Raw genomic sequence first — 24,881 nt, 5'->3', positions numbered from 1 at the left:
AATACCGAGGAGCCTGTAATGCCCCGTTCCCACGCCGCCCTGTGGCGCGACCCGGCCCTGGCACATGTCGAAAGCCGGCGCGCCTGCCACAGCCGGGCCTGCTACAAGGCCCACAGCCACCCGACGTTTTCCATCGGTGCGGTGGATGCTGGCCGCAGCCATTTCACCGGGGCTGCCGACGGGCAGCATCACTTGGCGCCCGGCACGCTGGTACTGGTCCCGGCCCACCGCGTGCATGCCTGCAACCCGGCCCCCGGCCTGGCGTGGAGCTATCAGATGCTGCATGTGGATGCCGACTGGCTGACGCAGTTACGCCTGGAGTCGGGCTTTGGCGGTATCGAAGCCGGCGAACCGGTGCGCATCTGCAGGGAGGCTGAGGTGTATCGGCAGTTCTGCGCACTGAACAGGTTACTGTTTTCCAGTGCCTGCAACGGCGAGAAAGATGCGGCGCTGATTGCCTTTCTGGGGGACCTGGACGTTGCCGCGCACCCACCGCTGGCAGCGGCCCCCGTCCTGAAAGCCGCCACCTTGAACGGGTTGCTTGCACGCATCGAACACCAGGACCCTGCGCAATTGAGCCTGGAGGTATTGGCGCGGGAGGCCGGGCTTGGGCGCTATCAACTGATCCGCGCGTTTCGAGCGGCTACCGGGTTTACCCCGCATGCCTACCTGCTCAATGCCCGGGTCAATCGCGGGCGGCAACTGTTGAGTGAAGGGCTGGCCCTGGCGGAAGTGGCCTACCAGCTTGGCTTTGCTGACCAAAGCCATTTCCAGCGGGTGTTCAAGGCCCATGTGGGGGTTACGCCGGGGCAGTACCGCGGAAACTGAAGGCCGCTGCAGGTGCAATATTGTTCAATACGCCAGAACGGGCCCGGCAGCAGACTGCGGTTTTTCCGCAGAGCCGCCCCCAATGCAACAATTCATGATCATCGCCCTGGCCCACTTTCTTGCCCTGCTCTCACCTGGCCCGGACTTTTTCCTGGTCGCACGCAACGCGATCAACAGCGGCTGGCGCATCGCCAGCGGCGCCTGCCTGGGCATAGCGCTGGCCAATGGCGCGTTCATTGTCATCGCCTTCACCGGGCTTTCGGTACTGCAGCAGGGCAGCCTGCTGTTCACCACCCTGCAACTGGCCGGCGCCAGCTACCTGCTGTACATCGGCGTGCTGTTCCTGCGCCACGCCGGGCAAACCAGCCTGGGCACAGTCACCGGTAGCCAGCGGGTTCATGGCTGGTGGCGCAGTTTGGGCATGGGCTTCTTGTCCGGCATCCTCAACCCCAAGAACGCGCTGTTCTATGCCAGCCTGGCCAGCATGGTCGCCAGCGTCAGCCCCGGCTGGAAAGCGGCCTACGCCCTATGGATGTTCAGCATCGTCCTGCTCTGGGACTTGCTGGTTGCCGTGGCCATCGGCAACCAGCGGGTACTGCGGCGATTCGCTCGCAGCCTGCCGTGGCTGGAGCGGGCCTCGGGGGTCATGCTGGTGATGTTGGCGGGGGCGTTGTTGCTGCATCTGGCTCTGGGCTGACCCGTTGCAAGGTGCGCATGTCGACCAAGGTGAAATGGCCGCTGGCCCAGCCCCCCGTGTCCAAATGCCACACATTGCCCAGCAGCTTGGCCTCCAGCACCGGGGTGTGGCCGACCAGCAGGGCCCGCAGGCCCTGCACCGGTTGGGTGTCACCCTCTTTCAGGCGCCGACGCGACCACTGGCACACTTGGCGCACGTCAGGGTCGTCATCCAGCTCCAGCCAGGAGCGTAATACTGCCCAGTCGGCAAACGGGCTGTCGGCATGCAGCAGGCCTACCAGCCCGTCCGCACTCTCCACTTCCATGGCAATCGGCAACTGCTCGAAACGCTCCACGAAACGCAGTTGCTCGCGCCGCGGCAAGTCGAGGAACCAGCCCCCCCCGGCGGCGCGGTACATGCCCAGGTCGAGCCGCCCACCGCGCACGCGGGTGATTGCCAAGGCCTCATGATTGCCCTGGACGGCATGGAACCAAGGCTGGGCCAGCCAGTCCAGCGCTGCCTCGCTGTGCGGCCCACGGTCGACCAGGTCACCCACGCTGAACAGGCGGTCCACCGCCGGATCGAACCCTACCGCATCCAGGCATTGTTGCAGGCGCTGGAAGTGGCCATGGATATCGCCCACGGCCAGATCCCGTCCCCGGATATTGGCGATCATCCGCCGAAACCGTGCCATTACAGTGTTCCTCCGCTGGTAGCACCCTGCCCACCTTGGCGCGGGCCGTGCGCATGGCGCTGTCACTGGACAGCATGGCACAAGGTACCGTGGCTGCGCAGGTCGGGGGGCGTTTTGCTGCGCATCCCAGGCTTCCTGAAAAACCCTTCACTGGAACAGGCGTTGGTGCCGATAGTATGCTCGGCACGTCAATCTTCACCAGGGAATGGTTCTGATGAAACTGTGCGCCGTACAACTGGCGTCGCTAAAGGGCGATTTGCCAGGCAACCTCCAGCGCCATCTGGTTTGCATCGAGCAGGCTGCGGCCCTGGGTGCCGAACTGGTGGTGTTCCCCGAACTGTCGCTGACCGGCTATGAGCCGAGTGTGGCGCGCCAGTCCGCCCTGCCCGTCACCTCCGCACGCCTGGACCCGCTGCAGGCAGCCTGCGACCGCTTGGGCATTACCGTTGCCGTGGGCCTGCCATTGCCAACGCCCGACGGCATACGTATCGGCATGCCCGTCTTCTGCCCTGATGCGCCGCGCCAGGCCTATGCCAAGCAGCGCTTGCATGATGATGAGCTGCCTTACTTCACCCCAGGTCATCAGGCATTGCTGCTGGAGGTGGGTGAGCACCGGGTGGCGCCAGCGATCTGCTACGAATCGATGTTCATGGCGCATGCCGCCGTGGCCCGCGAGCGCGGTGCAGACCTGTACCTGGTCAGCGTTGCGAAAACCGCCAAGGGTATCCGCGAGGGATATGCGCACTATCCAGAGGTGGCACGCGAGCTGGGCATGCCGGTGTTGATGGCCAACTGCGTGGGGCCGGCCGACACTTTCATCGGTGCCGGCGGTTCTGCAGCATGGGACAGCCAGGGGCACTTGCTGGCCAGCCTGGATGACCACAGTGAAGGGCTGATCGTACTCGACACCCGCAGTGCCAGCGCGATCACCCTGCCCTTGGCCCCGTACCTTGCATGATCTATCTGTTTCTAGCGTTACTGAGTTACGCCAGCACCTACTGCCTGGTCGGCTTGCTGATTCAGGGCCAACTTGCCGATGTGGCCGAGGGATTGCGCCATCGGCCCGATGCGCCTACGCCCGGCGAGTACCTGCGTGAGGTCGGCCCCCGCGCACGTCAGGCCCGGCGGCAATACACCCTGATCGCCGGTTCGGTGCTGGCTGTGCTGGCGTGCCTGATCGCCAGCGGGTTCGGTTGACGCCTTACAGGTCCAGTGCCAGGCTTTGCCGCCCTTCCAGCGCCAACAGATACTGTTTGGCCGCCAGGCCACCGGCAAAGCCGGTCAGGCTGCCCGACGCGCCGATTACCCGGTGACAGGGAGCGATGATCGAAATCGGGTTGCGGCCATTGGCAGCGCCAACCGCGCGTACCGCCCTGGGGTTGCCGAGCTGCCGGGCAATGTCGCTGTAGCTGCGGGTTTCGCCGAACGGTATCGCCAGCAATGCGGCCCACACCTGGCGCTGGAACTCAGTACCGGCAAAGTCCAGCGCCAGCTCGAAACGCTGGCGCTTGCCGTCAAAGTACTCACCCAGCTGGCGAGCGGTTTCCCGCAATACCGGGCACTGGTCGTCCCGGTGCAGTGCGCCCAGGCGTACGCGGTTTTCCCGCTCCTCTTCCCACAATACGGCTGCCAGGCAATTGCCACGGGCCACTAGGGTCAGCATGCCGACGGGCGATGGCATGATCGTGAATGCGCTGGACATAGCGGGCTCCTGCAAGTTGCGATCGGCCCACTGTACGCATCCACAGTCTTTCATGCACCCGCTTTCTTGCTCAGTTCATTGCGCAGCCGGCAATGTGCCGCGCCTGGCTGAGCGTGACCTTGGGTATCAGCTCAGCGGGAATGCGTGATGTTGCCGACAGGTTGTAGACGTGGAAATGCTCGCTGACCACTTCCCTGGCCATCAGCTTCAACGACGGCAGGATGCGGCTGTCCCAATGCTGGTCGAGTCCGCACGGCGAAGACGGGCCCTGGCCGTCCTCGTAAAAGCGCCCGACGCTCTGGTCGAGGTCTACCCCCACCAGCAACACTTCCTCGAAGCCCAGGTGATAGGCCAACTGCAAGGCCACATAAGCCACCGTGCGGGCATCGAAAAAGCCATGGGCCATGTCTTTACTGAAGGCAATCGAGCGGCTGCGTTTGCTCCACAGTGCCCGGTTGCACACGCAACTGTCACCATGGCCGCGCAAACCGTCCAGCAGGCTCGGCATGTCGGCTTTGTGCAAGGCATAACACTGGGTGTGGGCTGGCACATCGGCACGCGCATACTGCTCTGGCCACAGGGCCAGGCGTTCGCTGTCGCGCACGGCAGTGGCGAACAAGGCCGGCTGTTGCTGGCAAAAGCTTTTGTCGGTGCACACGTAGAAGAAGGGTTTGATGCCGTGTTCGGCGGTCATGGCGACCGACCCATTCATGGCGATGATGGGCAAGTGCGCAAACTCGCCCAGCGGAAAATGTTTGGCAGAAGCGCCGGAGGCAAGGATCACCACGGGGCCCTGCTGGGAATTGCGACACGCCTCGAAACCGGAGAACGCCCCGCGTTCAGCGCTTGGCTGCGACGGAAGTGTGTTCATCAATGGCATCTTTAACTGGACAGTACAAACCACAATACTGATCCGTGTATATGCCGTGGCCGCTTTTACCTAACTTTACCTGGGTGAACTCAAGTCAACCGCCATTCCCTTGTTTGGCGGGGTTTTGGGGCTGCTGAGCGCGCGGGCAAAGCCCCCGCCAGCAACAAGATGGGGCGCAAGGCGCCCCCAGGCATCGCAAGCCACATCTATATTGCAGTCTGGCGAATGCGTTTCTTGTCGATCTTGCCGACACTGGTCTTGGGGATCTCGTCCACACACCGCACCTGCCGCGGTATCGCCCATTTGGCCAGGTGCCCGCTGTCAACATACGGCTGCAGGTGCCTGGCCAATGCCGGCTGGTCCAACTGCACACCGTCATGACAGACCACCAAGGCCAAAGGTTGTTCCCCCCACTGTGGATCAGGAATACCGATTACCGCGACCGAGGCGACGGACGGGTGCTGGCTGATCAGGTTCTCCAGCGCCACCGAACTGACCCACTCGCCACCGGTCTTGATCACGTCCTTGATGCGATCGCGGATGCGCACCACGCCCAGCGAGTCGATACAGGCCAGGTCACCGGTGTGCATCCAGCCCCCCAACCACAGCGCCGCGCCTTGCTCCGGTTCGTGCAGGTAACCCTGGGTCAGCCAAGGCGCGCGCACCACGATTTCGCCCAGGCTTGCGCCATCGTGCGGTACTTCCCTGCCCTCGCTATCGACGATACGCAGGTCCACCAAGGCAATCGGCACACCGGCATCGATGCGCAGCGGCAGTTGCTGCGCCATGGGCTGTGCCAGCAAGTCGGTGCTCAGGTGGGTGATGCTGAGCAGCGGGCAGCTTTCCGACATGCCGTAGCCACAATGCACACTGATGCCGCGCCCGCTGGCACGCTGGGCCAGGCTCAGCGTCAGGGCGCTGCCGCCCAGCAGCATCTTCCAGCCGGTCAGGTCGGTGCAGCGTCCTTGCTCGCTGTCGAGCATCATCTGCAGCACCGTCGGCACGCAATGGGAGAACGTCACCCCCTCGTCATGGAACAGGCGCACCAGGCGGTTGGGCTCGTAGCGCCCGGGGTAGACCTGCTTGATGCCCAGCGCCGTGGCCACATAGGGCACGCCCCAGGCATGCACGTGGAACATGGGCGTGATCGGCATGTACACATCGCCGGTGCGCAGCAGCGGTACCTCGCCACACGCGGCCAAGGTGCCCTGCTCGACCAGGGTATGCAGCACCAGTTGCCGGTGGCTGAAGTACACCCCCTTGGGGTTGCCGGTGGTACCGCTGGTGTAGAACAGTGTGGCCAGCGAGTTTTCGTCGAAGTCGGCAAATTCGAACTGCGGCGCTGCAGCTGCCAGCATGGCTTCGTATTCGCCCAGCAAAGGCACTGTCTGCGCGTCGGCAGCGCCGTCGCTGAGGCGGATGATGCCCTCGACTGCCGGCAGGTCGGCGCATAGCTGCTGCATCAATGGCAGGAAGTCGTCATGCACCAGTACCCACCGATCCTCGGCGTGGTTCATGGTGTAGCGCACCTGCTCGCTGGACAGCCGCACGTTTACCGTATGCAAGACCGCGCCCAGCATTGGTACGGCAAAGAAACATTCCAGTGCCCGGTGGCTGTCCCAGTCGAGCAATGCCACCGTGTCGCCAGGCTTGACCCCGGCTGTGGTCAGCACGTTGGCCAGCCGTTGGATGCGTTCCAGCAACGTGGTGTAGTTGTAGCGCAGCTTGTCGGCGTAGACGATTTCCTGGTTGGGCTGGTAGCGCACACCCGACAGCAGCAGGCGTTTGATCAGCAACGGATACGCATAGGCCTGCTCGGCCCGGGGCATGACGCGAGTGGTGAGCATGTTGGCGGCCATCACAGTTGCTCGGCCTTGAGCAGGTACAGGCTATCGCTGCCGGCCCTGACACTGGCGCTGAGCGAGTGGATGCGTGGTAGCAGGCGTGCAAAGTAGAAGCGCGCGGTACCGAGCTTGCTGAGGTGGAACGGCTCTGGTGCCGCCTGGCCCTGGCACACCACGGCCATGCGCGCCCACAGGTAGGCGTAGAAGGTGTAGCCAAACACGTGCAGGTACTCCACCGCCGCCGCGCCAAGCTCGCGTGGGTTGCCTTGGCTGCGGTCGAGCAGCCAGGCACTCAGTTCGTCAAGGTTGTGCACGGCAGCCAGCAGTGGCGCACTGAACTCGGCGTGCGCCACTGGCAGCGCCTGGGCAAAGCTGACGATTTCGTCAGACAGGCCACGGTAGGCCTTGCCGCCATCACCCAGCAGCTTGCGCCCTACCAGGTCGAGCGCCTGGATGCCATTGGTGCCTTCGTAGATCTGGGTAATGCGGCAGTCACGAATCAACTGCTCCTGGCCCCACTCGCGGATATAGCCGTGGCCACCCAGCACCTGCTGGCCGTGCAGGGTAGTCTCCAGTCCCATGTCGGTGAGGAAGGCTTTGGCGACCGGCGTAAGCAACGCCACCTTGGCCTCGGCATTGGCGCGTGTAGCCGGGTCGTCGCTGTATTTGGCCATGTCCAACTGCAACGCCACGTAGGTGGAAAATGCCCGCCCGCCTTCGTTCAGCGCTTTCATGGTCAGCAGCATGCGGCGTACGTCCGGGTGAACGATAATCGGGTCGGCATACTGCGACGGCGCTTCAACACCCGACGGCGCGCGGCCTTGCAGACGATCACGGGCATAAGCGATGGCTCCCTGATAAGACCGCTCGCCCAGCGCCAACCCCTGGATACCCACGCCCAGGCGCTCGTAGTTCATCATGGTGAACATGGCATTGAGGCCCTTGTTCGGCTCGCCGACCAGGTAGCCGATGGCGTCGTCGAAGTTCATCACGCAGGTGGCCGAGGCCTTGATGCCCATCTTGTGCTCGATCGAGCCGCAGCTCACTGCGTTGGCCTCGCCAAGCACGCCGTCGGCGCCGACCAGCACCTTGGGCACCAGGAACAGCGAGATGCCTTTGGGGCCGGCCGGTGCATCCGGTAGCCGCGCCAGCACCAGGTGGATGATGTTCTCGGTCAGGTCCTGCTCGCCGCCAGTGATGAAGACCTTGGTGCCGCTGATGCGGTAGCCGCCGTCGGCGAGGGGTTGTGCCCGGGTGCGGATCAGGCCCAGGTCGGTGCCGGCGTGGGGCTCGGTCAGGCACATCGAACCGGCCCAACGCCCTTGGTACATGGGTGGCAGGTACAGCGCCTGCAATGCCTCACTGGCATGGTTGAGCAGTGCCAGGCAGGCCCCGGCGGTCAGCATCGGGTACAGGCCAAACGACAGGTTGGCGGCATTGAGCATCTCTTCGAGTTGGGCGCCGATCACCTTCGGCATGCCCATGCCGCCGTAGGCCGGGTCACCGGCCACACCGACCCAGCCGTCAGCGGCAAATGCCCGGTAGGCATCGGCGAAACCGTCGGGCGTGCTTACCTGGCCAGCCTCCCAGCGGCAGCCCTGCACGTCGCCACTGCGGTTGAGCGGCGCCACTCGCTCGGCAATCAGCTTGCCGGCCTGCTCGAGTATGGCCCGGGCAGTGTCACCATCGACCACCTCGGCCAGTATGGGCGTTTGCGCCCACCAGGTCGGGATGTCGAACACTTCGTTGAACAGAAAATCCATGTCGCGCAGTGGCGCAAGGTAATCAGACATGAGGCGAGCACTCGGTTTCTTGGGTTTGCGAAAGCGCCGGCGCCTGGGCATCGGCAGCTGCCGGGGCGCCCTGGCCGCGCAGGAGGAAGTGCGACAACGCGGGTATCAGCACCAGCGCGCCGAGCATGTTCCACAGGAACATGAAGGTCAGCAGCAGGCCCATGTCGGCCTGGAACTTGATTGGCGACCAGGCCCAGCCGGCTACGCCAGCGGCCAAGGTGATACCGACCAGCCCCACCACCCGACCGGTGAAGGCCAGGGCTTTCTGGTAGGCGTGGGCCAGGCTCAGGCCCGCGCGCTGGTAGTGCAACTGCGCGCTCAGCAGGTACAGCGCGTAGTCCACGCCAATGCCCACCCCCAGGGCGATCACCGGCAAGGTGGCGACCTTGACGCCGATGCCCATGGCCACCATCAACGCCTCGCACAGCACCGAGGTAAGCATCAGCGGCAGGATTGCCACCAGCGTCGCTCGCCAGCTGCGGAAGGTGACCAGGCAGAACAGGGTCACCGCCAGGTACACCAGCAACAGCATGCGGTGGTTGGCCTCGCGCACCACCTCGTTGGTGGCGGCCTCGATGCCCGCGCTGCCGGCGGCCAGCAGGAACTGGTGGTCAGCATTGCTGTTGGCCTGGGCGAAACGCTCAGCCGCTACAGCCACCTGGGCCAGCGTGTCGGCGCGGTGGTCCTTGAGGTAGGCGATCACCGGCATCAGCGAACAGTCGTTGTTGAACAGCTCCGGGGCGTTGACCGAGGCTTGCTGGGCGGCGTAGTTGAGCACGTCCTGGTTGCGCTGCAGGCTGTTCAGGCGCGCGTTGCCTTCGTAGGTACCCGCAGTGATCTGGCGCACCGCGTTTGCCAGCGACACGGTGGTCTGCACACCCGGCAGTTGCTGCAGCTCCCAGGCCAGGCGGTCGGCGAGGATCAGTGTCTGGTATTGCAGGCAGCCTTCGGGGGCCGTCTTGACCATGACCGCGAAGGTATCGCTGGACAGTGCGTAGTGCTGGGTGATGTAAGCGTTGTCGAGGTTGTAGCGCGAGTCCGCACGCAGCTCGGGGGCGCCACTGTCGAGGTCGCCGATCTTCAGCTGGAGGCTACCCCAGGTGCCTAGGGCGGCCAACGCCAGGGCAGCCAGCAGTGCAGCACTGGCCCACTTGCGTTCGGTGAATCGGTCAAGCAGCGCCCACAGCCGGCCGAAGCCACGGTGCTGATCCGCGCGAGCATCGATACGTAGCGCTCGCTCGGCAGCCTTGCGGCCCACACCGACATAGGACAGCGCCACCGGCATCAACAGCAACGAGGTAAAAATCAGCACCGCCACACCAATGCTGGCGGTGATTGCCAGGTCCTGGATCACCGGAATATCGATCAGCATCAGCACCGCAAAGCCCACGGCATCGGCCAGCAATGCGGTGACCCCGGCCACGAACAGGCGACGGAAGGTGTAGCGGGCGGCAATCTGCCGGTGCGTACCGCGGCCTATGTCCTGAAGGATGCCGTTCATCTTCTGCGCCGCGTGCGACACGCCGATGGCAAAGATCAGGAACGGCACCAGGATCGAATACGGGTCGATGGCATAGCCCAGCCAGGCGACGATACCCAGCTGCCATACCACCGCAGTCAGCGAACACACCACCACCAGCAAGGTGCTACGCACACAGCGGGTATAGCAATAGATGATCACCAGGCTGGTCAGCACAGCCAGCGCAAAGAACGCCATCACCTGGATCAGGCCGTCGATCAGGTCGCCCATCAGCTTGGCGAAGCCGATCACATGAATGCGGTACTGGCCGCTGGCCTGGTACTGACTGCGCAACTGTTCGAGCTTTTGCGAAAAGGCATGGTAGTCCAGGCCTTTGCCGGTGGCTGAGTCCTGGTCGAGAAGCGGCACCACCAGCATGCTCGACTTGAAGTCGCGCGCTACCAAGCTGCCGACGATGTTGGCACGCTCGATGTTCTGCCTTAGCTGTTCGATATCACCGGCTGCGCCTTGATACCCGTCAGGCATGACCGGGCCGCCCTGGAAACCCTCCTCGGTTACCTCGGTCCATCGCACCGCCGGGCTCCACAAGGACTTCACCCATGCCCGGTCCACGCCTTGGCTGAGGAACAGTTCGTCGTTGATATGGCGCAGGGTCTGCAGGTAACCCGGGTCAAAGATATCGCCGTGGGTGTTCTCTACCACCACCCGGACCGCATTGCCCAATCCGCGCAGCGAAGCGCGGTTTTCCAGGTAGTTCTGTATGTAGGGGTGGCTCTGCGGCAGCATCTTGTCAAAGCTGGGGCGCAGCTCCAGGCGCGTCGCCGCCATGAAGCCCAGCACCAAGGTTGCCAGCAGCATGCACAGAAGAAATGGCCAGCGATGGTTGAACACCAGGCGTTCCAGGCAATTGCCCGAGCGTGGGTCGAAATCGGCGAGGTTGCGGATTACCGGAAGCGTATCTTGGCGGGTAGCGGCCATCAGGGTCTTCTCTTGTCAGGGGTGCTGCGTGGGGTTACCGGCCTGGTTGCGCACGCCACGCTCGCCCACCAGCACCAGGCCGTTACCGGCATCGCTGACGAGTGCGGTGACTGGGCTGCGGGGGCTGTGGGCTACCGGGCTGAAGCTGGCGCCGTCATCACGGCTGAGCAGCAGGTCACCGGCCTGGCTGGCAAGCCACAGCTGCCCATCAGGGTCGATACCGGCGGCGGTGAGGCTGGTGTTGATCCCTGTGTCGATCAGTTGCCACTGCTGGCCGCCATCGGTACTGCGATAGACGTGGCCGCGCAGGCCGTATATCAGCAGCACGCCGGGCTTGCCGACAGCACCGAACAGGGTGCCGGCGTAGGGTGTGCCAACGCGAGCGAAGCGCTTGCCGTCCCACTTCAGCAACAGGCCCTGCTCGCCCGTGATGAACAACTCGTCGCCCACCGCGGCCAGGCTGGTCAGGTGCAGGCCTTGCGGGTTATCGCTGTGGTCGAGCCACGGCTGCCAGTGCTTGCCGCCATCCGTGGTGCGAAGCAGCAGGTTGAACACCCCCACCGCGTAGCCCGTGCGGGCATCGCCGAACCACACGTCGAGCAAGGCATTGTCGGTGTCCGCGCCTGGCAGCTGTTCGGCCAGTACCCGGCCGTCCAGCTGTTTTTGCCAGTGCATGCCACCGTCACGGCTGTGCAGGACCACACCGTCATGGCCCACCGCCCAGCCCAGCTCGGGCGTGGCGAAGCTCACCGCATTCAGGTCGGCGCTGACCGGCACCTGGGCTTGCTGCCAGTGCCCGCCGTGGTCATCGGAATACAGGATGTGCCCGCGCGGGCCGACCGCGACCAGGCGCTGCCCGGCCAAGGTCACATCACGCAGGGCACTGCTGCTGGCAAGGGCGCTGGGCATGGCGGGCACATCCAGCACATCGGTGAATGGCGCAGCCAAGGCTGCACCCTGCAGCGCAACCAGGGCCAGCATCACCACGCTGCATCGTTTGAAGACAGACATTGGAACCTCTGCTCCGTGCGTTCAGCGAATGCCGTTGCCGGCCAGCGAACCGGGCGACCATTGGGTTTTCGACAACGGGTCGATGTAACGGATGCCGCCGTAGGCACCGACCACGCCGTTGAGGTTGTAGGTGCCGCCGATGAGGTCGTAGATCATGAACGGCGTGGCGTCCGGGGTCTGCTTGTCATAGCTCTGGGTGAGGAAGGCGAACGACCCCCGGTACAGCTGGCCACGGGCGTCGTACTGGTCCGAGGCCAACGCGATCCAGCTGTCCTCATCGAGGTAGAAGCGGCGCTTGTGGTAGATGTGACGCGCGCCGTCCTTGAGCTTGCCTTCCACCACCCACACGCGGTGTTTTTCCCAACGTACAAACTGCGGCGCCAAGTGGTTGGGGGTGATCAACTGCTTGACATCGGTGTTGTAGGTCAGCTGGTAGGTGTTGTAAGGCACATACATCTCCTGCTTGCCGACCAGGGTCCAGTCGTAGCGGTCCAGCGCGCCGTTGAAGACGAACACGTCATCGTAAGTGCCAGAGCCGGAGGTGCCCGGGTTGGGCGTGTCGTAGGCCAGGTTAGGTGCCAGCTTGACCCGGCGCTGGCCCGGCAGGTACTGCCAGGCGCTGCGCGGTTGCACCAGCGGGTTGGCAGCGTCGCGCAGCATCATTGCTTCACCAGCACGGCGTGCGGGCCCGGTGTACACCAGTTTCATCTGGTAATAGGTGTCCTTGGCGCCGATCGGCTTGGTCATGTCCTCGTAGATCGGGTAACTGATGTGCGCCTGGCCGGTGGTCGACAATGACGGTTTGCCGGCAGCATCGACGTTCCAGGAGTCGTACTTGGCGGTCATGCTCACGCCCTGGTAGCGCAGCAGGAAGTTCCACATGGCCTCGGCGCCGTTCTGCGGAATGGGGAACGGAATGCCCGGCAGCACGTTGTCCACGGCAGTGCCGCCCTCCTGGCTTCTGGCGCCGGTGGCGTTCTTGCGGGTGTTGTCCAGCACCGCCTGCGGCAGCGCAACGCTGCGGTGCGTCGGGTACACGTCAACGTGGTAGCTGGGGTAGCGCTTGAGCAGTTCGAGGGTAGTGGCGGTCAGTTGCCCCTTGTATTGATCGGCATTCCTGCCATCGATGACCAGCAACGGCTTCTCGCTGGCAAACGGGTCGGGTCGCATGCTGGCGCCGCTCTGATAGCTGGCCGGCGGGGTAAGCAGGCCGCCTTGGTAGGCCGGGATGGAGCCGTCGGCATTGCCGGCCTTTTCGGCGCCGAGGGTGGTCAGGTTGGTGCCCAGGTGTGCAGCCTGGTCAGGGGAAACGGCAGCCTGGGCGGCGTTGAGCGCGGCCAGCGACAGGCACGAGGCCAGCAGGGTACGTACGAAGGTCATGATGGTTGTCTTCCTGTGTAGGCGGTAGGAAACAGGGCTCAGAAGGTCGTCTTGACGGTCAGGTACAGCGCGCCACGGTCTTCGGTGGTGGCGCCACCGCCGGAGAAGGAGGCGTAGCCGCCGCCGTAGCAGGTGTAATCCTGTTCGCCGTCCAGGGCATTGGGGGTGCTGCCGTCGGTCTGGCCGTCCTTGCAGCCCTTGGTCTCACCGAAGCTGTCGACGTACTTGAGGTCGACGAAGTACTGGTTGTAGATCGCAGCGCTCAAGCCCACCGCGTAATTGCCGGTGTTTTCGGCGCCGCCGCCTTGCACCGGCGATACACCGTCCAGGCCGACGTTGACCGACAACGGCATGCTCAGGTCCATGCCCGGCAACACCTGGTACCAGGTGGGGGTGAAGTTGACGGCGATACCCCAGTTGTCGCGGGTCGCCTTGTCGATGCCGCGGTAGCTGCCCTTGCCTTTGTACAAAGCCTCGTTGTGGCTATCGAGCTTGAGCAGGTTGCTGTAGAACAGCTCACCCAGCAGGGTTGCCGAGTCGAACAGCGGCGTGTCCCCCATCGTCATCAGGCCGTTGACCGTGAAATGCAGGGTGTCGCCAGTGGCGCTCAGGCTGTCGCCATCCTTGGGCACGTCGTAGACCACCCCGCTGCCGGGCAGGCGCGCCGGCAGTAAACCGAAGCCCCCACCCAGGCCACCTTGGCCGGGGGCACTGACGATTGCCGGGATACTCGCCAGCGGCATGTTGTGGCGGATGTTGAGGTCGCTGCCGACGCTGATGCCGGCCACATCCTTGGACAGGCTCAGGCCATAGATGTCGATGTTGTCAGCGTAGGCGAACTGGTAAGTGGTGCTTTGCAGCGAGTTGTACAGGTTACCGACCGCCCCTTGGCGGCTGCCCGGCGGGTTGCCGAAAGGGCCACTGGCCACGGTCATGCCGCGCGCATCAAGCCAGGCCTGGGGCAGAATCTCGGACGTCTTGCGGTAGTAGAAACCGAGGGTGCCGCCCAGCCATTGCGGCGACCACCTGGCCATGATGCCCCAGTCGCCGCTCTTGCCGGGTGTCAGGTCATGACCGCGACGGAGGGTGGTCAGCGCTCCGCGCACCGGGATCAAGCCCGGGGTGCCGGTGTGGCCGAGCAGGAAGCTCTGCGCGCCCTCGCCTACCACATCGGCGCCGCCATAGTAGGTACCCGCTTCGGGCAAGCGGGCAGCATCCCAGTCGAAGAAGTACTGGGCCCCGAGGGTGAGTTCGGAGTTGACCAGGAACGAGGTCGACAGCTGGTTGCGAGGGACGAACAGCTCCTTGGCCTCGGTGCCTGGCGATGCCGCCAGCTTGGCCAGGTCCAGGCCGGACTGGCCATAGCTCAGCGAATGCACGGGGTTGAGCAAGGTTTCCCCCCAGAACAGGTTGTGCTGGCCCAGCTTGGCGCTGACCTGCGACGCTTCGCCCACGTCACGGCTCATGAATACGAACGCATCCAGCACTTCGCCTGATGGGCCGCTGTAGTATCGCTGGGCGTAGTTGCTCAGGTGCGGGCTGCCCAGGGGTATGCCAGTACCCGGCAGGCCATTGAGGCTGGGGCTGATGCCCGACTGATCACCGTTGCCATTGACGAACGGGTTGCTGTTGGAACCGGTGTTGTCGTAGGCCTTGTCGTACCAGCTGGCAGTGCTGACGCGAAAACCGGTGTTGCCCTGATACACCACATCCAGCTCGGTCAGCAGGTCGACCCGGTTGGTGATGTTGGTGCCGGCTTTGCGGAAGTTGTAGTCACCGTCGTTGCTGTTGGGCGTGCCCAGCATGCGCTTGTCGGCGCTTTCCGTGCGCACGCCATAATTGTATTTGACGGTATTGTCCAAGCGCACGGCCCAGTCTTCATTGCCGGTCTGGACTTCGACGGCCTGGGCGGCGGGCAGCGTGAGCAGGGCGACGGCGCAGGCGAGCAGGCAGCGCTGTGGCTTCACGGCAGGGTGAATGCGGTGTTCTGGCATTACGATGGCTCCACGTATTGTTATTGTTTTTTACGCCGCCCGTCTGTTGCGGGCGTGGCTGGGGCGTCCATGCGTTACTACAGGGTTTCGGCGTCCAGACGGCGGATCAGGGCCTCGGCCAACGGCCAAGGGCCGAAACCGGAAGCCGGGTTGAGATGGCCGACGGCACCCAGGTTGACCAGTTCACTGCCCCAACGGTGGGCAAGTTCGCTAACGGCGGCGTAGCTGGCCAGGTGGTCATTGCTGCTGGCCGCGACAATGCTCGGGAACGGCAGCGCCGTGGTTGGCAACGGCGACCAGCCCTGAGCAGCCAGGCTGGCTGGGCTTGGGTAGTGCGCCGGCCATTGGGCGTTGAGGTCTGGCGGTGCAGCCAGCAAAGCCCCCTTGATCGGCCACCCGTAACGTGCGGCCCAGTGGGCGACCATCAGTACGCCGGCACTGTGCGCCACCAGCAGCACCTGGCCGTCGATCTGCTCCAGTTCGCGCTGGATCGCCTCTACCCGGGCGTTGCAGCAAAGGCCGTCAACCTTCAGCGGCGGTACGCTGCGCACCTTCGTCAGGCGGCTGGCAAGGAGCGTCTGCCAATGATCGGCAACGTGGTCGCGCAGGCCAGGGACGATCAACACGGTGGCAGTGGTTTGCAGTTTTTCCACGGTGAACCTCGTGTGCGGTGTAGCTGTTGAGGTTCACAGTAAACAGCCCTCCCCCCGGGTGCTTCACATTGGGCGTCAGGTACTTTTCATTTGATGACAATGGCTCGAACAGGGCTTTGCTTTTCAATTGATGACACGCAGGCTATAAAACCCGTGCACCTGCAAGCCAAGTGCTTTTTGTAGCAACAGCCTTGTGCTGCTGCCTGAAAGCGCCAGGTTGCCTGAACAATAGGGATAACAATAAAAAATGCCTGCCCTCGTCCGCGCCGCCAGCTTGACCAACTACCTGGAGGTGTCTCGCCACCTGGGTCTGAACCCCCACAAACTGCTGGCACAGGTGGGCCTCAGCGCGGCGTTGCTTAACGACCCCAACCGGCGTATCCCGGTGGCCAGCGTGATCAACCTGCTGGAAGCTTCCGCCAGCGCCAGCCAATGCGAGAGCTTCGGCTTGCGCATGGCCGAACTGCGCCAGTTGTCGGACTTCGGCGAAATCAGCCTGCTGCTCAGCCACCAACGCAACCTGCGCGATGCGCTGCAGGTGATCGTGCAGTACCGCCATCTGCTCAATGACGCGCTGGCCATTCATATCGAAGAAGCTGGCAAGACCGTGGTCATTCGCGAAGAGGTGATCAGCGAGCGCGCGCCCTGTAGCCGCCAGGCCACCGAGCTGGCTATCGGCGTGATGATGCGCTTGTGCGCGGCGCTGCTAGGCACGCACTGGCACCCGATCAGCGCCAATTTCACCCATGCGGCCCCCGCCGACCCCGCCATTCACCGGCGCATTTTCGGCTGCACGCTGGTGTTTGGCAGCGAGTTCAACGGCATCGTCTGCCCTGCCGCCGACCTCGACAGTGCCAGCCCGCAAGCCAACGAAGCCATGGCCCGCCTGGCGCGGCGCTACCTGGACACGCTGCCAGCAGGCAGCGAACCATCGCTGGAGCTGGAGTTGCGCAAGACCATCTACCTGCTGCTGCCCATGGGGCGGGCCACCCTCGAGCAAGTGGCGCAAACCCAGGGCATGAACGTACGCACCCTGCAGCGGCGGCTGGAAGACAGCGGCTTGACCTTCAAGGACCTGATCAACAGCGTGCGACGTGACCTGGTGATGCGCTACCTGGAGAACCCCAGCTATTCGCTGGGTCGCATTGCCGATATGCTCGGCTACTCGATGCCCAGTTCGTTCACCCGCTGGTTCATCGCCCAGTACGGCATGCCGCCGGCCAGCTGGCGGGCAAGCAGTGTCAGCCCTGCTCCCCAAACCCGTCACTATCGAGGGTGATGAACACCGCATCACCCTCCTGCTGCACCGGGTAGCAGGTAACTTTCAACGCCTTGGAATTGACCAGGTACCCGCTGGCCAGGTCGAAGCGCAGGCCGTGGGCACAGCACTGAATCACCCGCCCTTCCAGGCGCCCACCACACAGCGACGCCCCTTGGTGCGGGCAGCTATCGTCAATGGCATAGAGCGCACCGGCGACATTGAACAAGGCTATGCTGCGGCCCTCGCAGGCCAGCAGCGCCCGACCATTGCGCTCCGGCAGTTGGCTGGGATTCAGGGCGATACGCAGGCTCATGCCTGCACCCCCTCTGACAAGGCGTCGGTCATCGCCGCAAACAGCGCCTCGGCTGGCCGCACCCCGGCAATCAGAGGGCCCAGGTTGAAGCGATAACGTGGCACGGCACTGCCTGCACGCCCTGCACCGTCGAGAAACGGGCTGCCATCATCACGCAAACAATCGATTACCTGCGCGGCCTTGAGCCCGCAACTCGCGGCGATGCCGAGCAACGTGCGGCCATCGCCGAGGTCGCGGCCTTGGTGGAAATAGGCAATGAACAGCCGCTCCAGCAACGCTTGCTGTTGCGACGCGCCAAGCAGACTGCCGGCGCGCTGCATCAACCGGTGGGCGTTGCCGGTGTTTGGCATGCGGCAGATGCGCGAGAAGTCGATGTCCTCGCCCACCACACGGGCAGCGGCGCGCACCTGAGCCTGGCGCTCGCGCACTGCCTGCTCGCTGCCCAGGCGTTGAAGGTAGAACTGCTTGAAGGGTACCCCATTGGCTGGCAGCCCCGGCAGCAACTGCACGCCCTGCCTGTGAACCTGCACTTGCACGTGTGGCTGCTCACGCTGCAACAGCAACAGCGCAGCTTGCAAGTGCCGCTGGCCAATCAGGCACCAGGGGCAGACGAAATCGAAGAACACCTCGACGGACAATTGCTGTTTCACGGTTTCAACTCCTGCAGCGCAGACGATCCATGTCGCGGTGGTAGTGACGTTTGGCAACCCAGAACACGGCCGCCGCTGCAATGCTTGTCAGTGGCACCCACTGCAGCGCCGCCTGAAGCCCGATCAGGTCAGACACCCGACCGGTGATCAGCGGCCCGGTGGCCAGGCCCAGCAGGTTGTTGGCCAAGGTCAGGGTGGCGAATGCCGTGCCATGCACAGCGGCGTGGGTCAGGTTGGCGACCATGGCACTGGACGGGCCATTGGTGCCGGCGGCTATCATCATGCCCAGGCAGATCAGCACCAGTTGCGCGGTACCGGCAGGCAACGCAAAGGCTATGCTCAGCAGCGCGCAACTGCCCAGGCAATAGCCGATGGCCAGGCTGATCTTGCGGTCGGGGCGCTGCCGCCCAAGGCGATCGCAGAGCATGGCGCAGAGAATCATGCCGATACCACTGCACAGCACGATGACGGCGGCGATCGCCCCCGCGCGGTCGGTGCCCATGGCGTAATAGCGGTTCAGGTAGCTGGGCATCCACACGATCAGGGTGCCGCCGACAAACAACTGCAGGCCACTGCCGACATAGGCGGCGATGACCGAACGGCTGTTGTACAGGGTGCGCAGCGGGTGGCTGGCCTTGTCCAGCGCCTGCTGCGCGCACTTGGGCGCAATGCGCCCCTCTTTAACGATGAGGGGGTAGAGCATCGCCAGCACCAGGCCGAACAATGCCATGCCGGCAAATGCCCAGCGCCAGCCCAGGTGCTGAGCCAACACCCCGCCCAAGGCCATGCCCAGCACCGAGCCGAACATGCCGCCCGCCATGAACGCCCCGGCCAGCGTCGACCGCATGTCGCGGGGGAATACCGCGACCACCACGGCAATGCCGACACTGCCATAGGCGGCCTCGCCGACCCCGACCAGAAAGCGCGCAATGAACATTTGCGGGTAGTTTTCCGCCAGGGCACAGCCGAGCGTGGCCAGGCTCCACAGCACGGCCATCAGCACCAGGCTGCGTACCCTGCCGAAACGGTCGGCCAGCAGCGACAACGGGAAGGTCAGCAGGCCGACCATCAGCGCGACGATGCCGCTGAGCAAGCCCAACTGGCTGTCGGTCAATGCCCATTCGCCCTTGAGCAGCGGAAACACCGCATTGAGCACCTGGCGCGACATGTAGTCGGAGATCAACAGGCCGAAGGTCAAAGCAAAGACGACCCAGGCATAGCGCCGGGGAATGCTGTTGGCAGTGTCGGTGCCGGAGTCTTCGGCGCTGACGAGATAGGTGGCCATGTTGCCTCCTTGGGTGTGAAGCGTGGGTGTTGTTTTTGTTGTTATGGGTAACCGCCAGAACTCACGTTGCTTTTTGTGGCCTCTTCGCAGGTATGCCCGCGAAGAGACCGGGCCTGCCATAACCGCCTCAAGTGCGCTGCGGCACGCCCTTCTCACCCGCCTGGCGGTTCGGCGCCATGCCATTGGCTTTCAGCGTCTGCTCGATGCTGTCGTACTGCTGCCCGATGCGGTAAATGGCGCGGGCCTCCTTGCCGCTGGCAATCTCGCGCCCCAGCTCATGGGCCACGCGCACGGTCTGCTGGATCTGCTGCACCGAGGTAAAGCGTTTGCCGTGCTGGTCGATGAGGGTGTCTTCATTGCCGCAGCGCGGGTGCAGGCCCATGGCCAGCGCCATGGTGTTGAACGGCAGCACGTTCTTGAGCAACGATTCGGCAGTCAGGGTGCAGCCGTCCGGCGCGCGGTGGATGAAGTTGAAGAAGTTGAACGGGTTGGGGCCGTCGAAACCGCCGCCAATGCCGATCCAGGTCAAATTCAGCGGCCCCATGTAGTCACCCCGGCGCACGATGCGTTCGAGGGTTTCCAGGGCATGCATGCCGGTCAGCTGGAAATGCGGCTGGATATGGCTGGCCTGCAGGCGACGCAAGTGCTCGCGGACCCAGGCCGGGCCGGCCGGCACGGTCATTTCGCTGTAGGCAGCATGGATTGCGGGGCTGGCCAGCGAGGTGCCTTCAAGGTACTCGGGGTACAGCAACTCCATGATGTTCATCTGCGTGGTGTTGATGGCCACGGTCACCTGGTCGGGCCGCGGCGTCAGCTCGGCAAGCATGTGCCGGGTGTCATCCGACAGCCATTTGGCCGCCTCGCCTTCACCTTCCGGGGCGAAGGAAATCGAACCGCCAACTTGAATGATCATCTCCGGCACAGCTTCACGTACCCCGGCGATCAGCTCGTTGAACTTGGACAGGCGCTTGGAGCCTTTGCCGTCCAGCTCACGCACATGCAAGTGCAGCACGGTGGCACCTGCCTCGTAGCAGTCGACGGCCTTCTGCACCTGCTCGTCCATGGTCAGCGGAATGTCTTCAGGGAAGTCTTCGGGCATCCACTCCGGGCCATAAGGGGCGACGGTGATGACCACCTTTTCCATGTTTTCCGGGTGCAACGAATCGTCGAAGAATTGCATGCTGTAGTCCTCGCTATTGTTATTGTGGGGTTACCGCCAGGGACGGCGGCAGGCTTAGAACGTGCGGCTGCCCCTGATCCCGGCACGCTCCATCTTGCGATGGCATGGCGGGTAGTCCATGACGGCGTAGTGCTGGGTGCTGCGGTTGTCCCAAATCGCCACGCTGTTGGGCTTCCAGCGCCAGCGCACCTGGTATTCGGGCAGATAGGCCTGGCTGATCAGGTAACGCAGCAGGTCGCCGGCGCCCGGGTTTGCATCCTGGCCGAAACGCACCCGCTGCGGGGTGTGGTAGTTGCTGAAGTGGGTGGTGAAGGCGTTGACGAACAGCACCTGCTCCCCCGTTTCCGGGTGGGTGCGTACGACCGGGTGCTCGGCGTCGGGGAACTGCGCCTTGAGTGCCAGCCGTTTGTCCAGCGGCATTGCAGCGCCGAAGCTGGCCTCGATGCTGTGGCGGGCGCGCAGGTCTTCGATTCTGGCCTTTACATCGTTTGGCAGGTTCTCATAGGCCAGCACCATGTTCGCCCACAAGGTGTCGCCGCCTACCGGCGGGCATTCCACACAGCGCAGCACACACCCCATGGGCGGAGCCTCACGCCAGGTGGCATCGGTGTGCCAGGCATTTTCATAGCGGTCGTTGGGCTGGTCCGGGCGCTTGTAGATCTGCACCAGCCCCGGGTGCTCCGGGTCGCTCCCGGCCACCGGGTGGTCCTCCAGCTCGCCGAAGCGACGGGCGAAGGCCACGTGCTCGGCACGGCTGAAGTGCTGGTCGCGCAGGAACAGCACACGGTGCTGGAGCAACTGCTGGCGCAACTGGGCGAACAGTTCGTCATCGTGAATCGCATCGGCCAGGTTGACGCCACTCACCTCAGCACCGATCGCGCAGGTCAGTTGTTCAATGTGCATGCTGTTGCCCTCTTCAGATGACGAAGATCGACGAGCCCGTGGTTTTGCGGGCTTCCAGGTCACGGTGGGCCTGTACCGCGTCCTGCAGGGCGTAGTGCTGATTGATTTCGATACGAATGCGCCCGCTGCTGACGTGGTCGAACAATTCGCCGGCCAGGTCAGCCTTTTCTGCCGGATCGGCGATGAAGTCGGCCAGTGCCGGGCGGGTAAGCTGCAGCGAACCCTTGATTGCCAGCAACTGAGGGTCGAACGGCGGGATGGTGCCCGACGCCGTGCCGACGCAAACCATCAGCCCGCGGCGCTTGAGCGAATCGAGCGAGCCGGTGAAGGTGGTCTTGCCGACACTGTCGAACACGACGTTCACCCCTACCCCGTCGGTCAGTTCGCGCACGCGGCTGGCGACGTCTTCGACGCTGTAGTTGATGATGTGGTTGCAGCCATGGGCGCGGGCTACCTCGGCCTTGGCCTCGGTGGATACTGTGCCGATCACGTTCAGCCCAAGCAGCCGCGCCCACTGCGCGACAATCAGGCCCACCCCGCCAGCAGCCGCATGCAGAAGCACGCTGTCTCCGGGTTTGAAGTCATAGAGCCGGCGTAACAGGTAGGCCGAGGTCAGGCCGCGCATGGTCATGGCGGCAGCAGTCTCGAAGGCAATGGTTTCCGGCAGCTTGATCAGCGCCGCAGCGGGGATCAGGCGCTCGGTGCAATAGGCTCCCAGGGTATTGAGGAAACCGGTATAGGTGACCCGGTCACCGACCACCACCTGGGTCACGCCTTCGCCCACCGCCTCCACCACCCCGGCAGCTTCGACGCCGATGCCATTGGGCAGCGCGATCGGGTAAGTGCCGTTGCGAAAGTAGGTGTCGGCATAGTTCAGGCCCACCGCCACCTGGCGCAAACGAACCTGCCCGGGGCCGGGCTCGCCAACCTCGGCGTCCTCGTAGCGCAATACCTCGGGGCCACCGGTCTGATGGAAACGTACCACTTTGGACATGCTTGTCTCTCCAATCATCGATCTGGACGTCAGGCGTCAGTGTTGGGTGATTGGACTGTATGCCCTTGGCTTGCGGGGTGCTTCGCATCGGACGACAGCGGGTTTTCATTTGATGACAGCAGGTGTCGACGCACCGGTGTTCGGACCAGCGCCTTAATTCATGAGGCTGCTTGATGGTTACCTCTTGCGAGACTAATACTTAAATCTCTGCCTGGGGAGGCACGAAAAATGCAACCAAGATTCGTTATCGTTCCCGCTGTGCCGATCGAAAAGGAATCGTTCCGCGTTGGCAGCCGCTACTACGCCGCTACCGTGTGTGGAGGGTTCGACATTTATGACAATCAGGCAAAGGAGCGGCTCAAGCCGAGCTATCCGAGCCGCACGGAGGCGCAGGTGAAATGCGAGCATTTGAACAAGCGGGATGAGTTGGGGTAACTGCAGGAGATCGGGGCGGCTCAACCCGCTCGGGGCACGGGTTCAATCCAGGCATTGCTTGGCAGCCTGGCGTAATTTGTCGCCAGACAGAAAGCTGCCCTTGTAGAAGGTCGCGCGGCTGCCCTCGTGAGCGTCAACCACATCAAGCACATCGTCGCTTGCCACGGCGCTTGGCGCCGTGAGCCGGTAGCCATGGGCTATCGACTTCTGCGTGGCCTGTGGGGCCAGCGCCTGCCATTTTGGCAGGACACAGGCGGCGTACTGCTGCGGCGATTTTTGGGTCAGTTTGCTGGCAGTGGGTTTGCCGGGGGTAGCGCAACCGGCGAGGCTGGCAACCAACACAGTGGCGATAAAAATACGAATGTCAGGCATTTGCAATCGACCGTTATGGATACGCTGCATTCTAACGGGCGTGACGCCGCGTTACTAATCAACCAAAGTCTTGCTGCAGGACGACGCCAAAGCGGGATCCGTTCAGCGCACCTGATATTTCTGCCAGTAGCAGGGTCACGCTGCAACAGTGAAACTACCCATGGCACATCACACCATGACTCGGCAGGGGCTTCATACCATGCAAACGAACGCCAACCACACTCAGTTCTTCTATCAAAACGGCAAACTCGTCACCCTTAAAACCGGTGAACAGGGCCATAGTATCTTTCGCTCGCCGGACGTACCCCTTGCCGAGCGACAATCAGACGACACCGACGCCGGCGGATTGCTGGCAACTGACGACAAGGGGTCGGTGCTGCAGGTACAGGAGAAAAGCTGAAGCCCTGAGGACACTCCGGCGCCATTGCGAGCCAAACCCGGGGTCAGGGCTTGGCTCCCCTGTACAACACGATGGCTGCTATATCCAGGGCCAACACACTGCCGACAACCAGGAACATGATGTACAGATCTTCAGAGAGCATTGCCGTTTCCCCCAGATGCGCTGGTTTCAATGGGGTATGCAATTACTGATCCCGTCAGCGCATCAGGTAGCGAGCTGCGACTCAGCTGAACTTCAACTTGACCACTTTGCTCAGCGCCCAGCCACTGAAGACATAGAACGCATCCAGGTAGAAGCGCCCTGCATAGTTGGGCAACGGCGTTTGATTCAACAGCACATCTGGCTCGGGCGCAGGAGGAAACAGTGCATAAAAGCCGTTGGGCAGCACTGCCAGTGCCAGCAGTAACAGGTATGTCGAGGCTTGTAGCAGGGTGGCACGATTACTGGATCTGGCGGACCACTTCAGCCCGTAGTAGGCAACCAGGCCGGCAACAGGCAAAACCCAGAAATGCGTCGGCATCCCAATGAACATTTCGGCGACTACGCTTCTTGCTTCCACCTGCGACTCTCCATCCAAATACAACGATTATTACGGGCGGGGCCGGCAAATGCAAAGCAACGCTGCTCAGGACATACCGGCTCCACCCGCCCTTTTTGAACGTTGCCGGGCAGGCGATCGGCAGACAAAAAGCCCGCTCTCGACGGCGGGCTATTGGTGTTGGGTTGGATGATTACGCTTTTGAACACATCAGTGCAGCATCCAGCAACCTGCCATGGTCGTACCAGGCATCACGTTGATAGGCCGTGAAGTGGCGCTCGCTTCCCGTGCCCCGCAACTCTACAAGACCCTCTGCCTTGTCGGGGTCAGTGCTTTCGACGAAAAGCCTGACCGCGTTATCACCCTCGACTTCATAGGTTTTCACATTCCCTTGTAGCTCGCCTTTGACGCAGCCCAGATAGGCGGGTGGGCTTTTCACGGTAGTGCCAGCGGTATAATCGTGGCTGTCACGCACATCCGGGTTTTGTGCGCAGCCTGCGACGAACAACGAGGCTGCCCCGATTACCAGTATTGCACCTGCTCGCGAACTTGAGTTTTTCACGCGACACGCTCCTGCAGCCCCCTCAAAAACTGGGAAATGTTGCCAAGCAGCCTGCCCTTTTTTGGTTTTTGTCCTGCCCATGTT

26 protein-coding genes are annotated in these 24,881 nt (G+C 63.3%); 7 read left to right on the top strand and 19 right to left on the bottom strand.

What is annotated here, in order from left to right:
* Positions 1–18: 18 nt before the first annotated feature.
* Together AC3WLP_RS10015 and AC3WLP_RS10010 are read left to right on the top strand one after the other, a co-directional pair.
* Complete coding sequence (locus tag AC3WLP_RS10015) at positions 19–828, top strand: helix-turn-helix transcriptional regulator (protein ID WP_012052433.1); 810 nt, start codon at positions 19–21, stop codon at positions 826–828.
* 82 nt (positions 829–910) lie between these two features.
* Positions 911–1,525 (top strand): LysE family translocator, encoded by a 615-nt coding sequence (locus AC3WLP_RS10010; RefSeq protein ID WP_088512137.1) that lies wholly within the window; start codon positions 911–913, stop codon positions 1,523–1,525.
* Here AC3WLP_RS10010 and AC3WLP_RS10005 read toward each other — a convergent pair.
* Positions 1,473–2,198 (bottom strand): serine/threonine protein phosphatase, encoded by a 726-nt coding sequence (locus tag AC3WLP_RS10005; protein WP_088512138.1) that lies wholly within the window; start codon positions 2,196–2,198, stop codon positions 1,473–1,475. The genes AC3WLP_RS10010 and AC3WLP_RS10005 overlap by 53 nt on opposite strands.
* A gap of 214 nt (positions 2,199–2,412) precedes the next feature.
* Here AC3WLP_RS10005 and AC3WLP_RS10000 point away from each other — a divergent pair, with 214 nt between their 5' ends.
* Together AC3WLP_RS10000 and AC3WLP_RS09995 are read left to right on the top strand one after the other, a co-directional pair.
* Positions 2,413–3,156 (top strand): carbon-nitrogen hydrolase family protein, encoded by a 744-nt coding sequence (locus tag AC3WLP_RS10000; RefSeq protein WP_054888826.1) that lies wholly within the window; start codon positions 2,413–2,415, stop codon positions 3,154–3,156.
* Entirely contained in the window at positions 3,153–3,395 is a 243-nt protein-coding gene (locus AC3WLP_RS09995; RefSeq protein WP_012052437.1) for a hypothetical protein, read from the top strand. The genes AC3WLP_RS10000 and AC3WLP_RS09995 overlap by 4 nt, the downstream gene beginning before the upstream one ends.
* Positions 3,396–3,399: 4 nt before the next feature.
* Here AC3WLP_RS09995 and AC3WLP_RS09990 read toward each other — a convergent pair whose 3' ends face one another.
* From AC3WLP_RS09990 to AC3WLP_RS09950, 9 genes are all read right to left on the bottom strand, one after another.
* Entirely contained in the window at positions 3,400–3,900 is a 501-nt protein-coding gene (locus AC3WLP_RS09990) for a methylated-DNA--[protein]-cysteine S-methyltransferase (RefSeq protein ID WP_004576657.1), read from the bottom strand.
* A 70-nt stretch (positions 3,901–3,970) separates the two neighbouring features.
* A complete protein-coding gene (locus tag AC3WLP_RS09985) occupies positions 3,971–4,771 on the bottom strand; it encodes a WaaZ-like lipopolysaccharide core biosynthesis protein (protein WP_064490583.1) in 801 nt (266 codons plus the stop codon).
* A gap of 206 nt (positions 4,772–4,977) precedes the next feature.
* Complete coding sequence (locus tag AC3WLP_RS09980) at positions 4,978–6,618, bottom strand: fatty acid--CoA ligase (protein WP_256596055.1); 1,641 nt, start codon at positions 6,616–6,618, stop codon at positions 4,978–4,980.
* Positions 6,619–6,629: 11 nt separating this feature from the next.
* Positions 6,630–8,408 (bottom strand): acyl-CoA dehydrogenase C-terminal domain-containing protein, encoded by a 1,779-nt coding sequence (locus tag AC3WLP_RS09975; RefSeq protein WP_088512140.1) that lies wholly within the window; start codon positions 8,406–8,408, stop codon positions 6,630–6,632.
* Positions 8,401–10,866, bottom strand: a complete 2,466-nt coding sequence (locus tag AC3WLP_RS09970; protein ID WP_088512141.1) for an efflux RND transporter permease subunit — start codon at positions 10,864–10,866, stop codon at positions 8,401–8,403. The genes AC3WLP_RS09975 and AC3WLP_RS09970 overlap by 8 nt, the downstream gene beginning before the upstream one ends.
* A gap of 15 nt (positions 10,867–10,881) precedes the next feature.
* A complete protein-coding gene (locus AC3WLP_RS09965; protein WP_088512142.1) occupies positions 10,882–11,877 on the bottom strand; it encodes a WD40/YVTN/BNR-like repeat-containing protein in 996 nt (331 codons plus the stop codon).
* A gap of 21 nt (positions 11,878–11,898) precedes the next feature.
* Positions 11,899–13,257, bottom strand: a complete 1,359-nt coding sequence (locus AC3WLP_RS09960; RefSeq protein WP_088512143.1) for a DUF1329 domain-containing protein — start codon at positions 13,255–13,257, stop codon at positions 11,899–11,901.
* A 38-nt stretch (positions 13,258–13,295) separates the two neighbouring features.
* The gene (locus AC3WLP_RS09955; protein WP_088512144.1) at positions 13,296–15,251 is read right to left on the bottom strand and encodes a DUF1302 domain-containing protein; all 1,956 of its coding nucleotides are present in this window, start codon (positions 15,249–15,251) and stop codon (positions 13,296–13,298) included.
* Positions 15,252–15,328: 77 nt separating this feature from the next.
* Complete coding sequence (locus AC3WLP_RS09950; RefSeq protein WP_012052445.1) at positions 15,329–15,904, bottom strand: RBBP9/YdeN family alpha/beta hydrolase; 576 nt, start codon at positions 15,902–15,904, stop codon at positions 15,329–15,331.
* Between the two features lie 247 nt (positions 15,905–16,151).
* Between AC3WLP_RS09950 and AC3WLP_RS09945 the strand changes: the two genes are divergently transcribed.
* Positions 16,152–17,183, top strand: coding sequence for an AraC family transcriptional regulator (locus AC3WLP_RS09945; RefSeq protein ID WP_088512145.1), 1,032 nt, complete (start codon positions 16,152–16,154; stop codon positions 17,181–17,183).
* Here the strand turns inward: AC3WLP_RS09945 and AC3WLP_RS09940 are convergent.
* The 6 genes from AC3WLP_RS09940 to AC3WLP_RS09915 form a co-directional block, all read right to left on the bottom strand.
* Entirely contained in the window at positions 17,146–17,478 is a 333-nt protein-coding gene (locus AC3WLP_RS09940) for a Rieske (2Fe-2S) protein (RefSeq protein WP_088512146.1), read from the bottom strand. The genes AC3WLP_RS09945 and AC3WLP_RS09940 overlap by 38 nt on opposite strands.
* Complete coding sequence (locus AC3WLP_RS09935; protein WP_088512147.1) at positions 17,475–18,128, bottom strand: DsbA family protein; 654 nt, start codon at positions 18,126–18,128, stop codon at positions 17,475–17,477. The genes AC3WLP_RS09940 and AC3WLP_RS09935 overlap by 4 nt, the downstream gene beginning before the upstream one ends.
* A 4-nt stretch (positions 18,129–18,132) precedes the next feature.
* A complete protein-coding gene (locus tag AC3WLP_RS09930) occupies positions 18,133–19,413 on the bottom strand; it encodes an MFS transporter (RefSeq protein ID WP_088512148.1) in 1,281 nt (426 codons plus the stop codon).
* A 127-nt stretch (positions 19,414–19,540) separates the two neighbouring features.
* Entirely contained in the window at positions 19,541–20,593 is a 1,053-nt protein-coding gene (locus tag AC3WLP_RS09925) for a beta-keto acid cleavage family enzyme (RefSeq protein ID WP_088512149.1), read from the bottom strand.
* A 54-nt stretch (positions 20,594–20,647) separates the two neighbouring features.
* Positions 20,648–21,496 (bottom strand): TauD/TfdA dioxygenase family protein, encoded by an 849-nt coding sequence (locus tag AC3WLP_RS09920; RefSeq protein WP_014860241.1) that lies wholly within the window; start codon positions 21,494–21,496, stop codon positions 20,648–20,650.
* A 13-nt stretch (positions 21,497–21,509) separates the two neighbouring features.
* The gene (locus tag AC3WLP_RS09915; RefSeq protein WP_012052452.1) at positions 21,510–22,490 is read right to left on the bottom strand and encodes a quinone oxidoreductase family protein; all 981 of its coding nucleotides are present in this window, start codon (positions 22,488–22,490) and stop codon (positions 21,510–21,512) included.
* A 228-nt stretch (positions 22,491–22,718) separates the two neighbouring features.
* Between AC3WLP_RS09915 and AC3WLP_RS09910 the strand changes: the two genes are divergently transcribed.
* Positions 22,719–22,925, top strand: coding sequence for a hypothetical protein (locus tag AC3WLP_RS09910; protein ID WP_003248274.1), 207 nt, complete (start codon positions 22,719–22,721; stop codon positions 22,923–22,925).
* A gap of 42 nt (positions 22,926–22,967) precedes the next feature.
* Here AC3WLP_RS09910 and AC3WLP_RS09905 read toward each other — a convergent pair whose 3' ends face one another.
* Positions 22,968–23,327 carry a hypothetical protein gene (locus tag AC3WLP_RS09905; protein ID WP_012052453.1) on the bottom strand — a complete coding sequence of 120 codons (360 nt, stop codon included), beginning with the start codon at positions 23,325–23,327 and terminating at the stop codon, positions 22,968–22,970.
* 169 nt (positions 23,328–23,496) lie between these two features.
* Here AC3WLP_RS09905 and AC3WLP_RS09900 point away from each other — a divergent pair, with 169 nt between their 5' ends.
* Complete coding sequence (locus AC3WLP_RS09900; RefSeq protein WP_014756518.1) at positions 23,497–23,697, top strand: hypothetical protein; 201 nt, start codon at positions 23,497–23,499, stop codon at positions 23,695–23,697.
* A 223-nt stretch (positions 23,698–23,920) separates the two neighbouring features.
* Here AC3WLP_RS09900 and AC3WLP_RS09895 read toward each other — a convergent pair whose 3' ends face one another.
* Entirely contained in the window at positions 23,921–24,229 is a 309-nt protein-coding gene (locus AC3WLP_RS09895) for a hypothetical protein (RefSeq protein WP_003248263.1), read from the bottom strand.
* Between the two features lie 199 nt (positions 24,230–24,428).
* Entirely contained in the window at positions 24,429–24,797 is a 369-nt protein-coding gene (locus tag AC3WLP_RS09890; RefSeq protein ID WP_017147631.1) for a hypothetical protein, read from the bottom strand.
* Positions 24,798–24,881 lie beyond the last annotated feature (84 nt).

The organism is Pseudomonas sp. FW305-E2, from assembly GCF_058782925.1.
This window is presented reverse-complemented; position numbering and strand designations above follow the sequence as displayed.

What these genes read in the sequence shown, in the direction of transcription:
- AC3WLP_RS10015 (WP_012052433.1), top strand. Translation starts at nt 19, where the DNA reads ATGCCCCGTTCCCACGCCGCCCTGTGGCGCGACCCGGCCCTGGCACAT.
- AC3WLP_RS10010 (WP_088512137.1), top strand. Translation starts at nt 911, where the DNA reads ATGCAACAATTCATGATCATCGCCCTGGCCCACTTTCTTGCCCTGCTC.
- AC3WLP_RS10005 (WP_088512138.1), bottom strand. Translation starts at nt 2,198, where the DNA reads ATGGCACGGTTTCGGCGGATGATCGCCAATATCCGGGGACGGGATCTG.
- AC3WLP_RS10000 (WP_054888826.1), top strand. Translation starts at nt 2,413, where the DNA reads ATGAAACTGTGCGCCGTACAACTGGCGTCGCTAAAGGGCGATTTGCCA.
- AC3WLP_RS09995 (WP_012052437.1), top strand. Translation starts at nt 3,153, where the DNA reads ATGATCTATCTGTTTCTAGCGTTACTGAGTTACGCCAGCACCTACTGC.
- AC3WLP_RS09990 (WP_004576657.1), bottom strand. Translation starts at nt 3,900, where the DNA reads ATGTCCAGCGCATTCACGATCATGCCATCGCCCGTCGGCATGCTGACC.
- AC3WLP_RS09985 (WP_064490583.1), bottom strand. Translation starts at nt 4,771, where the DNA reads ATGAACACACTTCCGTCGCAGCCAAGCGCTGAACGCGGGGCGTTCTCC.
- AC3WLP_RS09980 (WP_256596055.1), bottom strand. Translation starts at nt 6,618, where the DNA reads ATGCTCACCACTCGCGTCATGCCCCGGGCCGAGCAGGCCTATGCGTAT.
- AC3WLP_RS09975 (WP_088512140.1), bottom strand. Translation starts at nt 8,408, where the DNA reads ATGTCTGATTACCTTGCGCCACTGCGCGACATGGATTTTCTGTTCAAC.
- AC3WLP_RS09970 (WP_088512141.1), bottom strand. Translation starts at nt 10,866, where the DNA reads ATGGCCGCTACCCGCCAAGATACGCTTCCGGTAATCCGCAACCTCGCC.
- AC3WLP_RS09965 (WP_088512142.1), bottom strand. Translation starts at nt 11,877, where the DNA reads ATGTCTGTCTTCAAACGATGCAGCGTGGTGATGCTGGCCCTGGTTGCG.
- AC3WLP_RS09960 (WP_088512143.1), bottom strand. Translation starts at nt 13,257, where the DNA reads ATGACCTTCGTACGTACCCTGCTGGCCTCGTGCCTGTCGCTGGCCGCG.
- AC3WLP_RS09955 (WP_088512144.1), bottom strand. Translation starts at nt 15,251, where the DNA reads ATGCCAGAACACCGCATTCACCCTGCCGTGAAGCCACAGCGCTGCCTG.
- AC3WLP_RS09945 (WP_088512145.1), top strand. Translation starts at nt 16,152, where the DNA reads ATGCCTGCCCTCGTCCGCGCCGCCAGCTTGACCAACTACCTGGAGGTG.
- AC3WLP_RS09940 (WP_088512146.1), bottom strand. Translation starts at nt 17,478, where the DNA reads ATGAGCCTGCGTATCGCCCTGAATCCCAGCCAACTGCCGGAGCGCAAT.
- AC3WLP_RS09930 (WP_088512148.1), bottom strand. Translation starts at nt 19,413, where the DNA reads ATGGCCACCTATCTCGTCAGCGCCGAAGACTCCGGCACCGACACTGCC.
- AC3WLP_RS09925 (WP_088512149.1), bottom strand. Translation starts at nt 20,593, where the DNA reads ATGCAATTCTTCGACGATTCGTTGCACCCGGAAAACATGGAAAAGGTG.
- AC3WLP_RS09920 (WP_014860241.1), bottom strand. Translation starts at nt 21,496, where the DNA reads ATGCACATTGAACAACTGACCTGCGCGATCGGTGCTGAGGTGAGTGGC.
- AC3WLP_RS09915 (WP_012052452.1), bottom strand. Translation starts at nt 22,490, where the DNA reads ATGTCCAAAGTGGTACGTTTCCATCAGACCGGTGGCCCCGAGGTATTG.
- AC3WLP_RS09910 (WP_003248274.1), top strand. Translation starts at nt 22,719, where the DNA reads ATGCAACCAAGATTCGTTATCGTTCCCGCTGTGCCGATCGAAAAGGAA.
- AC3WLP_RS09905 (WP_012052453.1), bottom strand. Translation starts at nt 23,327, where the DNA reads ATGCAGCGTATCCATAACGGTCGATTGCAAATGCCTGACATTCGTATT.
- AC3WLP_RS09900 (WP_014756518.1), top strand. Translation starts at nt 23,497, where the DNA reads ATGCAAACGAACGCCAACCACACTCAGTTCTTCTATCAAAACGGCAAA.
- AC3WLP_RS09895 (WP_003248263.1), bottom strand. Translation starts at nt 24,229, where the DNA reads ATGTTCATTGGGATGCCGACGCATTTCTGGGTTTTGCCTGTTGCCGGC.